This is a genomic window from Bifidobacterium longum subsp. infantis ATCC 15697 = JCM 1222 = DSM 20088 (genome assembly GCF_000269965.1).
Lineage (GTDB): Bacteria > Actinomycetota > Actinomycetes > Actinomycetales > Bifidobacteriaceae > Bifidobacterium > Bifidobacterium infantis.
Genome location: NC_017219.1, coordinates 821639 through 833935, shown reverse-complemented (window position 1 = coordinate 833935; position 12297 = coordinate 821639). Strand labels below are relative to the sequence as shown.

The 12297-nt window shown below is 60.6% G+C and carries 9 protein-coding genes; 4 read left to right on the top strand and 5 right to left on the bottom strand.

All coding sequences use genetic code 11. From position 1 onward, the window contains the following. The first annotated feature begins 41 nt into the window (after positions 1–41). Both BLIJ_RS03660 and BLIJ_RS03655 read left to right on the top strand, forming a co-directional pair. Positions 42–2474, top strand: a complete 2433-nt coding sequence (locus tag BLIJ_RS03660; RefSeq protein ID WP_012577112.1) for an energy-coupling factor transporter ATPase — start codon at positions 42–44, stop codon at positions 2472–2474. A 71-nt stretch (positions 2475–2545) separates the two neighbouring features. Then, complete coding sequence (locus tag BLIJ_RS03655) at positions 2546–2851, top strand: YhbY family RNA-binding protein (RefSeq protein WP_012577111.1); 306 nt, start codon at positions 2546–2548, stop codon at positions 2849–2851. Between the two features lie 98 nt (positions 2852–2949). On the opposite strand, the gene BLIJ_RS03650 is transcribed toward BLIJ_RS03655, so the two are convergent. Beyond that, on the bottom strand, positions 2950–3315 hold the full coding sequence (locus BLIJ_RS03650; RefSeq protein ID WP_012577110.1) for a phage holin family protein: 366 nt from the start codon (positions 3313–3315) through the stop codon (positions 2950–2952). Positions 3316–3364: 49 nt separating this feature from the next. On the opposite strand from BLIJ_RS03650, the gene BLIJ_RS03645 reads away from it, so the two are divergent. Further along, positions 3365–4039: a TM2 domain-containing protein gene (locus BLIJ_RS03645; protein WP_012577109.1), complete on the top strand. Its 675-nt coding sequence runs from the start codon at positions 3365–3367 to the stop codon at positions 4037–4039. Between the two features lie 134 nt (positions 4040–4173). On the opposite strand, the gene BLIJ_RS03640 is transcribed toward BLIJ_RS03645, so the two are convergent. Further along, positions 4174–5160, bottom strand: coding sequence for a D-2-hydroxyacid dehydrogenase (locus tag BLIJ_RS03640; protein WP_012577108.1), 987 nt, complete (start codon positions 5158–5160; stop codon positions 4174–4176). Between the two features lie 302 nt (positions 5161–5462). On the opposite strand from BLIJ_RS03640, the gene BLIJ_RS03635 reads away from it, so the two are divergent. Continuing rightward, the gene (locus BLIJ_RS03635) at positions 5463–6920 is read left to right on the top strand and encodes an MFS transporter (protein ID WP_012577107.1); all 1458 of its coding nucleotides are present in this window, start codon (positions 5463–5465) and stop codon (positions 6918–6920) included. A gap of 5 nt (positions 6921–6925) precedes the next feature. Here the strand turns inward: BLIJ_RS03635 and BLIJ_RS03630 are convergent, their stop codons facing one another. The 3 genes from BLIJ_RS03630 to BLIJ_RS03620 form a co-directional block, all read right to left on the bottom strand. Beyond that, positions 6926–8323, bottom strand: coding sequence for a replication-associated recombination protein A (locus BLIJ_RS03630; protein ID WP_012577106.1), 1398 nt, complete (start codon positions 8321–8323; stop codon positions 6926–6928). A gap of 82 nt (positions 8324–8405) precedes the next feature. Further along, positions 8406–10973 (bottom strand): DEAD/DEAH box helicase, encoded by a 2568-nt coding sequence (locus BLIJ_RS03625; RefSeq protein WP_012577105.1) that lies wholly within the window; start codon positions 10971–10973, stop codon positions 8406–8408. Positions 10974–11026: 53 nt separating this feature from the next. Then, a complete protein-coding gene (locus tag BLIJ_RS03620; protein WP_012577104.1) occupies positions 11027–12112 on the bottom strand; it encodes a polyphosphate kinase 2 family protein in 1086 nt (361 codons plus the stop codon). Positions 12113–12297: the final 185 nt, after the last annotated feature.

Genomic DNA, 12297 nt, shown 5'->3' with positions numbered 1-12297 from the left:
GGATTCTGCGTTTTCGCCTATCAGTTACGGATTACTGTTTCATGACCGTTGCACCCCATTCCTTCGACGCCGACGAGTTCCACGATTCTGCCGAACCTCACGCTTCCGCCGAGTCTGTCTCCCCCGCCGCCGTACTCAAGGACATTCGTTTCAGCTATGACCGCGGCACCTCATGGGCTTTGGATGGTGTTTCGCTCACGGTCCATGCCGGCGAGCGCCTATGCTTGGTCGGTCCGAACGGGTCGGGCAAGTCCACGTTGGCCCGTCTGATTGCGGGATTGACCGCGCCGGACGGTGGTGAAGTGACGTTACTGGGGCAACGCGTGCACGAAGCTGGCCCGAATGCCGATGCCTATCGTGCTGCCCGCCGCGGCATCGGTATGGTGTTCCAGAATCCCGAGGATCAGCTGGTCACCACCGTGTTGGAGGATGACGTGGCCTTTGGCCCGGAGAATCTCGGGCTGGAGCGCGGGCTCATCAGCGAGCGTATCGTTGATTCATTGCAGGCCGTGGGGTTGGCGAACTTACGCCAGTCCGACCCGACCCGTATGAGCGGGGGGCAGCAGCAACGCGCCGCCATCGCCGGCATGCTGGCCATGAACCCGGCGATGCTGGTATTGGATGAGCCGACCGCCATGCTGGACGAATCCGCACGCGCCGAAGTTATGCGCATTTTGGATGATTTGCAGGCGCGCGGCACCACAATCGTGCATGTCACGCATCATCCGGATGAGACCGTTCATGCCGATCGCATCGTGCGCATGGAGGCCGGGCGAATCGTTGGTGTCACTGCAGCCGTCGATAATCGACCCCCGCTGGCGGAGGCTGTCTCGCAAAGCGAGACCGAGGGTGGCATCGGCACAGAAGCCGCCCCCAGTCGTCCTACGAACGACAGCCCCCGCCAGCGGGAGCGCGAAGACGGCTCCGAACTGCCGCTGCTCTCCGATGGCATCGGTGATATGACGGACCCCATTATTCGCGTCTCGCATCTGACCTATCGCTATCCTTCGGCCAAACGGGCGGTTATCGATGACCTGTCGTTCACCATCGCGCGCGGTGAAACCGTGGCACTGATGGGCGTGAATGGTTCGGGCAAGTCGACGCTGGTGCGCATGTTGTGCGCGCTGGCCGCGCCGACCGCCGGCAGCATCGAGGTGGCCGGCGTTCCGGTGGCCTCGACCGGCAAACGCGGTAGCAACGCACGGCCGAAGCCGGCGAATCGCAGGCAATTGGCGCAATTGCGCCGGCATGTGGGTTACGTGATGCAGCATCCGGAGCACCAGTTGTTCGCGGACACGGTGGCCGAGGACGTGGCGTACGGCCCGCGCAACCAGGGGCTCGCCGAGGCCGAGGTGGCCGACCGTGTGCGCGAATCACTGGACCTGTTGCATATCGGGCATCTTGCCGACCGCTCCCCTTTCGACCTGTCCGGCGGACAGCAGCGATTGGTGGCCATCGCCGGCGTGCTGGCCTGCAATCCTGACGTGCTCATCATGGACGAGCCGACCGCGAGCCTGGACGTCCAGGCCAAGGAGCGCATCCATGAGCTGTTGCGCATGCTCAAATCACGTGGCGTGACCGTGCTCATCATCACCCATGACTGGGAGGAGGCCAAGCAAATCGCCGACCGCGTGGTCCGTATGCCGATTGCCGCCCCCGCATCCGGCGGCCCCGTCACGGCCACCGTCACCGCCACGGCCGTATCCTCCAACGGCCCTGTGCACTCAGTGATACACCGACTTGACCCGCGCGTGAAGATGGTGGGTTTCCTGGCCGCCATGTTCACGATGTTCGCGGTGAACACACCCCTCCAGCTTGCACTGGGCATTGCCATCACCCTGGCCGTTATCGCGGCGGCACGCCTGAACCCGTTACGGGTGCTTGAATCCATTCATCCGATTCTGATCCTGCTGGGGCTGATGGGCGTGGTCAATCTGTTTGTGGTACGCACCGGCACGCCGGTGGTGGTGCTTGGACCGCTAAGCATCACCGATCAGGGCGTGACCATAGCCGTGCTGTACGCCTGCCGTTTCGCATTGGTAATCATTCTGGGCGCGGTGTTCCTCACTACCACCACGCCTACCGCCATGACCGACGCCTTCGACACCTTGATCAGTCCGCTCAACCGGCTCGGTATCCATGCCCAAGAAATCGCGCTGGTCATGAGTCTGGCATTGCGATTCATTCCAACGCTGACCGATGAAACCCGCGCCATCGTCGATGCCCAATCCGCGCGTGGCGGTTCCATCGAAACCGGTTCGCTGGCCCAGCGTATCAAGGCGATGAGCGCGATTATCGTGCCGATTTTCGCCGGCACGTTGCGTCACGCGGACAACCTGAGCCTCGCACTTGACGCCCGCTGCTATGAGGAGGGCATCCGCCGCACCCACTGGCGTGCCCTGACCATCGCCGCGCGAGATCTCGTATTCGCCGCTGCCGTCATCGTCTACATCGCGGCCATCATCGCGCTGTAGGGCGGCAAACAGCACAGACAGCACCGGTTGCTATGCTGGTGTGGTTATACGAAAGATGTAAGGAAATTCCCATGGCATTGACCAAGAAGCAAATCAAGCAGCTGCGCGCGATGGCGAACTCGCTGAAGCCCCTGTTCTATGTGGGCAAGAACGATTTGACCGAGTCGGCCGTCAATCAGGCCGATGAGACCATTGAGAAGCACGAGCTCATCAAGTGCGCGGTACAGGACGGTTCGGGCATGACCGCCAAGGAAGCCGCCGCCGGGCTTGCCGAGCAGCTGAACGCCGAAGTGGTGCAGTCCATCGGCAATCGTTTCGTGCTGTTCCGTCGCTCCCGGCGCGACGATGTGGAGCATATCCGCTTGGTGCGCGAGTAATGTTCGCTCTGCTCGATCCCGTAGCTTGATATGAGTAATGGCGGTTGGAATCAGTCCGATTCCAACCGCCATTACTCATATTCGCCCAGCGAGCACCGTCACTGATCCAAGATGGACCCGACGATTCCCGCAACAATGGTCAGAACCAAGGACCCCAGTACCGACCACCAGAAACCGTGTACGAAGACGCCCACGCCGAACAAACTGACCGCCAGCCAGCTGGCGAGTCGCATGAACAGCCAATTGATAATCAAGGTGACCAGCCCGAGAGACAGAATCGCAAACGGCAGTGCGATCAGATGCACAATCGGCTTGATTGACGCATTAATCAGCGCCATGAACAAAGCGAACACGGCGATGCCGAGAATCGGAGGCTCCCCCACCGGGGTCATGCCGGGAGTCACCGCGACCATGACGGCGGCGGCGATAGTCATAATCAACCAGCTGGTCAGGAAACTTTTCATGGCCCAATCGTAGCGCGGCAGGTTCTACTATTGTGCAAAACGTGAGATGATGTTGTGCAGAAACGGTAAGAAGGTACTGCCGTTCCCGATTGAGAAGGGACCGATCCACATGACTGATGATCAACAACAACCGTACGGTTCGGACAGTGTTCCACAGCCCGCACAGCCGTCGTACTGCCAAGATGCCGCACAGCAGCCGCAGGGCTATGGCGCCCCACAGCCCGCCGCATACGCTCAACCCGCCGCCGAAAGCTACGGCCAGCAGCAGCCGCAATACGGCCAGCCCGCCGGCGCATACGCTCAGCCTCAGTACGCTCAGCCTCAGTACGGCCAGCCTCAGTACGGCCAGCCCGCACAGCCCGTAGCGGGCTACGGCCAGCAGCCCGGCTATGGACAGGCCTACCAGCAGCCGAATGCCTACGCACAGCCGCAATACACCGCCGCTCCGTATGCCGCCGCCCCGGTGTGGCAATCATCCAAGTCCAAGTTGGCTGCCGGCCTGTTGGGCATCTTCCTCGGCGGACTTGGTGTGCACAACTTCTATCTCGGCAACACCGGCAAGGCCGTGGCCCAGCTGCTGCTGACGCTTGTCGGCTGGATTCTGCTCGGACTTGGCCCAATCGCAGCCGCCATCTGGGGCTTTGTTGAAGGCATCATCATCCTGTGCAGCAAGCCCGGCTCGCCGTGGCATAAAGACGCCAACGGCTACGAACTATCAGACTGAGACTGACCTCGGGCCACGTTCATTGGGCCTCTGATCAACCACGCCTCCGCAGGTATTATCTCGATGCCGCAGCCGCCGTGGGATGCGACACGCCGGCCGTGTACATGAGTTCATGTACACCTGATACAGGCGAATCAGTATCGCACGAGATTCAACAGTTCCTGCTGTTTGGCATAGCGGGAAACGTTGGTGAGGGCGATGCGGATGATGTGTTCGGAAGTCTTTTCCAAATGATTGCCGCCGGCCACATGCGGGGTGATCAGGCAATGCGGCTCATCCCACAACGGACTTTCCGCCGGCAACGGCTCAGGCTCGGTGACGTCCAACCCGGCACCGTGGAGCCGTCCATTGTGCAAGGCGTCGGCCAAGGCCTCGTGATCGATGGCGTCGCCACGCCCGGCATTGATCACGATGGCCGTGGATTTCAGACGACCCAGACGATCCGCATTCAGCAGATGATGGGTCTGCGGCGAGCGCGGCACCGCCATCGCCACCACGTCCGCCAATGGCAGCAGTGCTTCCAGCCGCTCGAAGCCATACATCTTTTCAATGCCCTTGGCCGGCACATCCGCATGACGGCGCACGCCGAAGGTACGCATACCTACGGATTGGGCAAGCTGAGCGAAATGCGACCCGATGTCGCCGACGCCGATAATCAGCGCGATGCCACCTTCCGGGCTCAATACCGGGCCTTCATCCCGCCACTGATGATCACGCTGATTGGAGGCATACCGGTTGAGGTTCTTCATCAATGCCCACATGGTGGCGAACATGTGTTCCGACACGCTTTGGCCATACGCGCCGCTCGCATTGGTGACCATGGTGCCGCGAGGCAGCACACCCGGGCGGATGTACGCATCCACACCGGCGCTGAAGGTCTGCAACCATTCAAGACGGGTGTATTGGGAAGCCTGCGAGACCGGGAAGTTGCCGATGACTGCGGTAGCTCGGGAGCGAAGCTCCTCGGGAACAGCGGCCGACCAGACCATGTCGCCGATGTGCGCTTCGTCGCCCACGAATTCCTGCGGCACATCGCGGGCCGCCTTGGCGAAAGCCCGCCGTTCTCCTTCGTTGAGAGGCAGGCAGTTGACAATCAGCTTATGCGTGTTCTCAATACCCATGGCTCACCAAACTAGGCGGCAGGGCGGATATTATCGCGTGTTTCCTCATGCTGAACCAATGCCGAACCCGCCCCGCCGGACCAATGCCGAACCCGCCCCATCAAACCCCACCCAACCAAGGGACAGCCCATTGCGCATCGACCGTAGCGTCCGCCCCGAACCGTACACTCACAGGTGGTTTTGTGATTCCATAGCGTGCAGCCAAGGCAGTACGATTGCCGGTTTATCCGCACGCACAGGTACCTACGCCGGTTGGTAAACCTTACATTCCATACATTGCAACCGAACGTTTAGGAGCATGTATGCCTGAGCAGCATATTGATAACGAGAAGATTCCCACACGTCTTATCGGCGCGATTGTGGCTGTCGGCTCACTTGCCTTCATTGGCATTCTGACCGAAACCGTGATGACCGTGCTTTTCCCCGCACTGATGCGCGAATTCCATGTCGACACGGCCACTGTGCAATGGATTACCACGATTTATCTGTTGGCGGTGGCCGCCACCATGCCCATCAGCTCGTTTTTGAAGCGCCGGCTCGCACTGAAAACCATTTTTCTTGCGGCTGTGATTCTGGCCATCGTTGGCTCGCTGATCATGATCGTCGCCCAAGCCTTCCCGCTGCTGATTGTCGCCCGCATTATTCAGGGCATTGGCTCAGGCGTGGCCACGCCGTTGATGATCAACATCATTCTGGAGCAGTCTCCTCGTTCGAAGATCGGCCGATTGATGGGCGTAGGATCGCTGGTCATTACCGTGGCTCCGGCCATCGGCCCGACCGTCGGCGGCGCGGTGACCACAGTGCTGCCGTGGCGCGCGATCTTCGTCATCGCCATTCCGCTGGTGCTAATCGCAGCATTCATCGGCATGAAGTGCATTGAGCAGAAGACACCGACCGAAGCTGCCTATCTTGACCCGATTCAGCTTTGGTCCATTGTTGTCGCGCTGGTCGGTCTGGTGCTGGCGCTGAACCAAGGTGGCGTGTCCATCAGTGCGGCGGTGTCCGGCAAGTCAGCCACACGCTCCGGCATTATCGCCATTGTCAGTCTGATTGTGGGCCTCGCCTTGCTGATCGTGTTCGCCATGAGTTCCAAGCGTGCCTTCTCCCCGCTGCTGCGCCTTGGCATTCTCAAGGATCCCGCCGTACTGTTACACGCCTGCGCATATCTGCTGCTGCCATTGGTCGCCATCGGCTACGGCTATGTCATCACCAATGTGGCACAGCTCTCGCTCGGCACCACGGCATTTGTGGCCGGCTCTCTGGTGCTGCCCGGAGCACTGGTCGGCGCTGTCTGTGCCCCGCTTGGCGGCTGGTTCTACGATAAGTTCGGCGCGGTCAAGCCGATTCTGATTCCGATCGGCATCGCTATTTTGGGCCCAGTGCTTATGCTGGTGTTCTCGATGCAGCTTACGCCCGTGCTGCTCGCCGGATTCTATTTCATTTTCGGTCTGTTCTATTCCATCGGCAATGCGAATGTGATGACCAGTGGCCTGTCGGAGGTCTCTCCCGAGTTCAAGCCGGACGGCAACGCCATTTTCAACACGTGTCTTCAGTTTGGCGGCGCTGCCGGTACCGCACTGTTCTCCACGATTCTTTCCGTGGCTCAGGCCGGCGCAGGAGAAGAAGGCACCGCTGAGTTTGCTCATGCCACTGCCGTCGGCGGCACATGGACGTTTGCCACGATGACGGTTATCTGCCTGATTGGCTGGTGCTGTCTGGCCACCGCGTTCCGCATTCGCGCCTCACGCCGGCGCGCCTAAGACCGTCAGTCCGCGGCCCGCGACGCCTCCCGCCCGGATTCGTCACCGTGCAGTATCGTGCGGATTCGGACGAGACGCTGGCTGACTTCGTGTTCGTAGCCGCGATCGTTGGGATGGTAGTACTCGGTGCCACGCAGCTCTTCGGGCATATATTCCTGCGGTGCCACGGCACCGGGCCAATCGTGCGCATACTTGTAGCCCTCGTGGTTGCCCCACTCTTTCATAAGCTTGGTGGGGGCGTTCCTCAAATACAGCGGAACAGCGCCGATCTTGCCGGCATCCACGTCCGCGAGCGCCTGGTTGATGGCGTTATAGCTGGCGTTTGATTTGGGCGCGGTGGCCACGGCAATCGTGGCTTCGGCCAAAATAATACGTGCCTCAGGCATGCCGACCAGCGCCACGGCCTGCGCCGCGGCCACGGTGACCTGCAAAATCTGCGGGGCGGCCATGCCGACTTCCTCGCTGGCGGCAATCATGATGCGACGGGCGATGAAGCGCGGATCTTCACCCGCTTTCAGCATGCGCGCCAGATAATGGATGGCGGCATCCGGATCGGAGCCCCGCATGGATTTGATGAATGCGGAAATCACGTCGTAATGGTCATCGCCGTCTTTGTCGTAGCGCACGGTGGCGGTGTCCATTACCGTAGCCACGATTTCGGGGGTGATGATGGGTCGGCGTGCGCCCTTTTTGCGGGCTTCGTCGCCGGTGACCGCGCCAGCCGCGGCCTCCAGAATCGTGAGACTCTTGCGTGCGTCGCCACCGGCCATGCGCACGATATCGGCGATGGCTTCGTCCGTGGCTTTGACCTCGCCCTTGAGACCGCGGTCATCAGTCAGCGCGCGCTGCACCAGTTCGGTGAGCTGATCAGGCTCCAATGACTCAAGCTTGACGACCACCGAACGGGAGAGCAACGGTTTGATGATGGAAAAGCTCGGGTTCTCGGTGGTGGCGCCGATAAAGGTCACGTCGCGGTTTTCGACGGCGGGAAGCAGCGCATCCTGCTGGGATTTGGAGAAGCGATGCACCTCGTCGATGAACAGTACGGTTTCCTGGCCGCGTGACACGAGCCGTTCGTGAGCGCGGGTGAGTACGTCGCGCACGTCTTTGACGCCGGATGTCACGGCGGAGAGTTCCTCAAACACGCGGCCGGATTGGCCGGCCACGATGGTGGCGAGCGTGGTTTTGCCGACGCCTGGAGGGCCGAACAGGATTACGGAGCTCGGCGCGGTGAGACTGCCTTTGCTGGCCGGATTGGCGAGGCGGCGCAGCGGCGAGCCCTGGCCCAACACCTGCGTTTGGCCAATCACCTCGTCCAAAGTGCGTGGACGCATGCGCACCGCCAACGGCCGTGTCATCGACTCCGGCGCATCAGCCACCCCAAACAAATCGTTCTCACTCATAAAGTCCTATAGTACCTCAGTGTTCGAACAGACGTTCGAGCTACACCTTGGCTTCCCTCAGAGAGGGGAGCCAGGAAAGGAATCAGTTACTCACCTTGTAGTCGTGGAAGACTACTTCGCCGGTGTCTTGGGTGGCGTCGAGGTCCACGATGCCTTCGATGGCCCAGTTGTGATCGCCATCGGAATCATCGATAATCTGACGCACCTTCCACGTATGCTCGTCGTTCTCATGCTTGTCATCCAACATGAACAGTTCGGGCGAGCGCGCTTCGGCGCCGATGCCCACGTACTCGTGCTCGTCGTAGTAGTCGTCGAGCACATCTTCCCATTCGTGCACGCCGTAGCCCCAGTCTTTGTCGAGCGCGCCGAGCTTGTCCGGCTGGTCGAGGTCCATAAGCTGCACACGGCGGAACATGGCGTTTCTGATCAGCACGATAAGGCCTCGTCGGTCCTCGACCACCGCGTTCTTCTTGCCCGGCGCCGCCAAGGAGGCCGCCGCCTCGGACTGGTCGGCGGAATCGCCGGCGTTCTCCCATTCATCCACCAGCGAGGAGTCGATGGAGCGCACGAGCACGCGCAGCCAGGAGATGATGTCTTCGAGTTGCTCGTCACGTTTTTCGGGCGGCACGGTACGCGCCAGCGTGCGGTAGGCGTCCGAGAGGTAGCGCAACAGGGTACCTTCGGAGCGGGCGATGTTGTATCGGGTGATGTATCCGGTGAAGTCGGAGGCGGTTTCCACCATGTCGCGCACCACGGATTTCGGCGATAGCCAGTAGTCGTTGGCCCACGGCACATCGTGGCGGTACTGGTCGAACGCGGCTTCGAGCATGTCTTCCAGTGGCTTCGGATACGTAATCTCCTGCAGCTTATCCATACGCTCGTCATAGTCGAGTCCGTCGGCCTTCATATCGGCCATCGCCTTGTCTCGGGCCTGACGCTCCTGGGCACGTAGCACCTGCTTGGGGTCTTCGAGCGTGGCCTCGGCCATGGAGATCACGTCCAGCGCATAGGTGTCGGACTCGGGGTCCAGCAGTTCGAGCGCGGCCAGCAGGAACGGGGAGAGCGGCTGGTCGAGGGCGAAGTCGTCCGGCATATCAAGGGTTATGTAGTAGTCCTTGCCGCCGTCCTTGCGGTCCTCGGTTTCGATGACTTCGGTATCGAACAGGGTTTGGAAGATCTCGTCGGCCCGCTGGTGCAGATGCTCCTTTTGGTCGGGGGTCTGCGCGGAATCGTCGATGAGATCGTCGATACGGGCACGGGCGTCGCCGCCCTGCGCCACTTCGTTGAGCACCATCGAATGCGTGATTTTCAGGTGCGGGACCAGGGTTTCCGGTTCGGCGTCGATGAGCTTGTCAAACGTGCTCTGATTCCAGGTCACAAAACCTTCCGGAGCCTTCTTGCGCTTGACCTTCTTGAGCTTCTTCGGGTCTCCCCCGGCCTTGGCGATGGCCTTCTGGTTTTCGATTTCGTATTCGGGAGCCTCGGCGATCACCAGTCCCTCGGTATCGAATCCCATACGACCGGCGCGTCCGGCGATCTGGTGGAATTCACGGGCGCGCAGGCGGCGCATCTTGGTGCCGTCGAACTTGGTCAGGGCCGTGAGCACCACGGAGTGAATCGGCACATTGATGCCGACGCCCAATGTATCGGTGCCGCAGATCACGGGCAGCAGACCCTGCTGGGCGAGCTGTTCGACCAGGCGGCGGTAGCGAGGCAGCATTCCGGCATGATGGATGCCGACACCGGTGCGCAGCAGCCGCTGCAGAATCTTGCCGAAGGCTGTGGTGAATTTGACGCCTTTGATGGCTTCTGCGATGGCTTGGCGCTGTTCCTTGCTGGACACGCCAGTGGAGGCGAGCGCCTGCGCGGTCTCCAGCGCGGCGTCCTGTGAGAAATGGACCACATAAATCGGGGTTTCGCCGTTGCGGAAGGCGAGTTCCACGGTTTTTTCCATCGGATCGAGCGTGTATTCGTAGCTTAACGGCACCGGTCGCGGCGCGTCGGCGATTACATCCACGTCCGGGGTGTCGTTCAGATCCGAGAGCTTGTCGGCAATGGCGTCCACATTGCCGAGCGTGGCGCTCATCAGCAGGAACTGGGTTTGCGGCAGCGTGAGCAGTGGCACCTGCCACGCCCAACCGCGCTCCGGATCACCGTAATAATGGAATTCGTCCATCGCCACGAGGCCCACGTCGGCATGGGCGCCTTCGCGCAAAGCCTGATTGGCGAGGATTTCGGCGGTGCAGCAGATGATCGGCGCGTCCGCGTTGATGTGGCTGTCGCCGGTGATCATGCCGACGTTGTCGCGGCCGAACACTTCGACCAAGTCGAAGAATTTCTCCGACACCAGCGCCTTGATCGGAGCGGTGTAATAGGAGCGGCGGCCAGTGCACAGGGCGGCGAAGTGCATGCCAAGCGCCACCAGCGATTTGCCCGAACCGGTCGGGGTGTTCAAAATCACATGGTCGCCGGCCAAGAGGTCCATAATGGCCTCTTCCTGATGCGGCCATGGTTCGATGCCTTTGACGTCTTCCACCCAGCCGAAGAATCGTTCGTAGATGTCATCGGCCGTAAGATTCCGTTCGCGCTCGTTACCGTCCCATTCGGGGGCCAGCCGCCCCAGGGATCCGTATTCCTTCTCGTCAGTCATAATGCTCAGTCTACCTAGTGGCCTATTCCGGCGGCACGAGCCACCCTCCGTCGCTATGCGGCGCCTCCCGCCAACCGGCGGCGCACCTCGTCGGGGTCCACCTCGGGTTCGAGGGGAGGCCAGGTCATGTTCATGTTCTTCAAGGTGGTGCGCAGCAGTTCGGAGACCACGGCTCGCGAATACCAGCGGTTATCGGCCGGAACGAGGTACCACGGTGCGGCGGCCGTGCTGGTTTTCTCGAACACTTCCTGCCAAGCGAACATGTACTCATCCCATCGGTCGCGGGCCTCGAGGTCGGAGATATCGAATTTCCAGAACTTGGTGGGATCATCCAGCCTCCCAAGAAAGTGTTTTTTCTGTTCTTCCTGGCTTACCACGAGGAAGATCTTGAGGATGGCGCATCCGCTGGCGGCCAGTTCACGTTCGAAATCGTTGATCTGGTCGTAGCGGGCACGCCATACGTCTTCGGGATAGGTGCCATAGACGTGCGGCATGACCACATCTTCATAATGGGAGCGGTCGAATACGGCAATCCACCCCGGCTTGGGCAATTCACGCTTCACACGCCAGAGGAAGTCGTGGTCGAGCTCCTCGGCCGTAGGCTTGCCGAAGCCATGGTAATGGATGCCCATCGGGTCGCCTTGGCTGAACACGTGACGCACAATGCCGCCCTTGCCGGAGGCATCCATGCCTTGCAGCACGATGAGCAGCCGCCGTGTCGAGCCTTTGACGCCATTCGCGTACATGAGCCGCTGGTATCGGGCGATTTCGGAGGCGCTGATCGAAATGAACTTCTCGGCGTCCTCTTTATTGCCGTCGAATCCGGGAGTGGAATCGCCTTCGACATCAGTGACCTGCATGCCGTGGTGGAACATAAGACGTTGAGCAGGCGGCAACGACCATACGGCGCTGAGCAGTTCACTGGATTTCGCCGCACGTGCCAGTCGTTCAGGCACGCTGGCACTGGAGTCGATGGTGTCTATGCTATCCGCCGCGAGCTGTAATACCTTGTCGATCCGTCGATCGGTTTTGGATTCCTTTCCCTTGCCGTTCTTGTTGTTTTTTCCTGAGGATTTTCCGGCTGTACCCCACTTGCCGGCCTCTTCAGGCTTGTTGGTTCTGTCGTCGTCCTTGGCCATGCTCCCGATTGTACGTCTTGTAACTCAGGAGACCTAGCAACGTAGCGACATTCACATTTCACTTGTTACTGCAAATCTATAGGCATGCAGTCGTTCGGACCGTAATTGTTGGCTTTGCGCCAATACCTGGCACCGTCGGCAATCCCGAGGGTATGGGAGGGAGATGAAGCCGACACCGTATGAAG

Coding starts and splice junctions, on each gene's coding strand:
- BLIJ_RS03620 (WP_012577104.1), bottom strand. CDS start 12,112: ATGGCCAAGGACGACGACAGAACCAACAAGCCTGAAGAGGCCGGCAAG.
- BLIJ_RS03630 (WP_012577106.1), bottom strand. CDS start 8,323: ATGAGTGAGAACGATTTGTTTGGGGTGGCTGATGCGCCGGAGTCGATG.
- BLIJ_RS03625 (WP_012577105.1), bottom strand. CDS start 10,973: ATGACTGACGAGAAGGAATACGGATCCCTGGGGCGGCTGGCCCCCGAA.
- BLIJ_RS03645 (WP_012577109.1), top strand. CDS start 3,365: ATGTTGTGCAGAAACGGTAAGAAGGTACTGCCGTTCCCGATTGAGAAG.
- BLIJ_RS03650 (WP_012577110.1), bottom strand. CDS start 3,315: ATGAAAAGTTTCCTGACCAGCTGGTTGATTATGACTATCGCCGCCGCC.
- BLIJ_RS03640 (WP_012577108.1), bottom strand. CDS start 5,160: ATGGGTATTGAGAACACGCATAAGCTGATTGTCAACTGCCTGCCTCTC.
- BLIJ_RS03635 (WP_012577107.1), top strand. CDS start 5,463: ATGCCTGAGCAGCATATTGATAACGAGAAGATTCCCACACGTCTTATC.
- BLIJ_RS03655 (WP_012577111.1), top strand. CDS start 2,546: ATGGCATTGACCAAGAAGCAAATCAAGCAGCTGCGCGCGATGGCGAAC.
- BLIJ_RS03660 (WP_012577112.1), top strand. CDS start 42: ATGACCGTTGCACCCCATTCCTTCGACGCCGACGAGTTCCACGATTCT.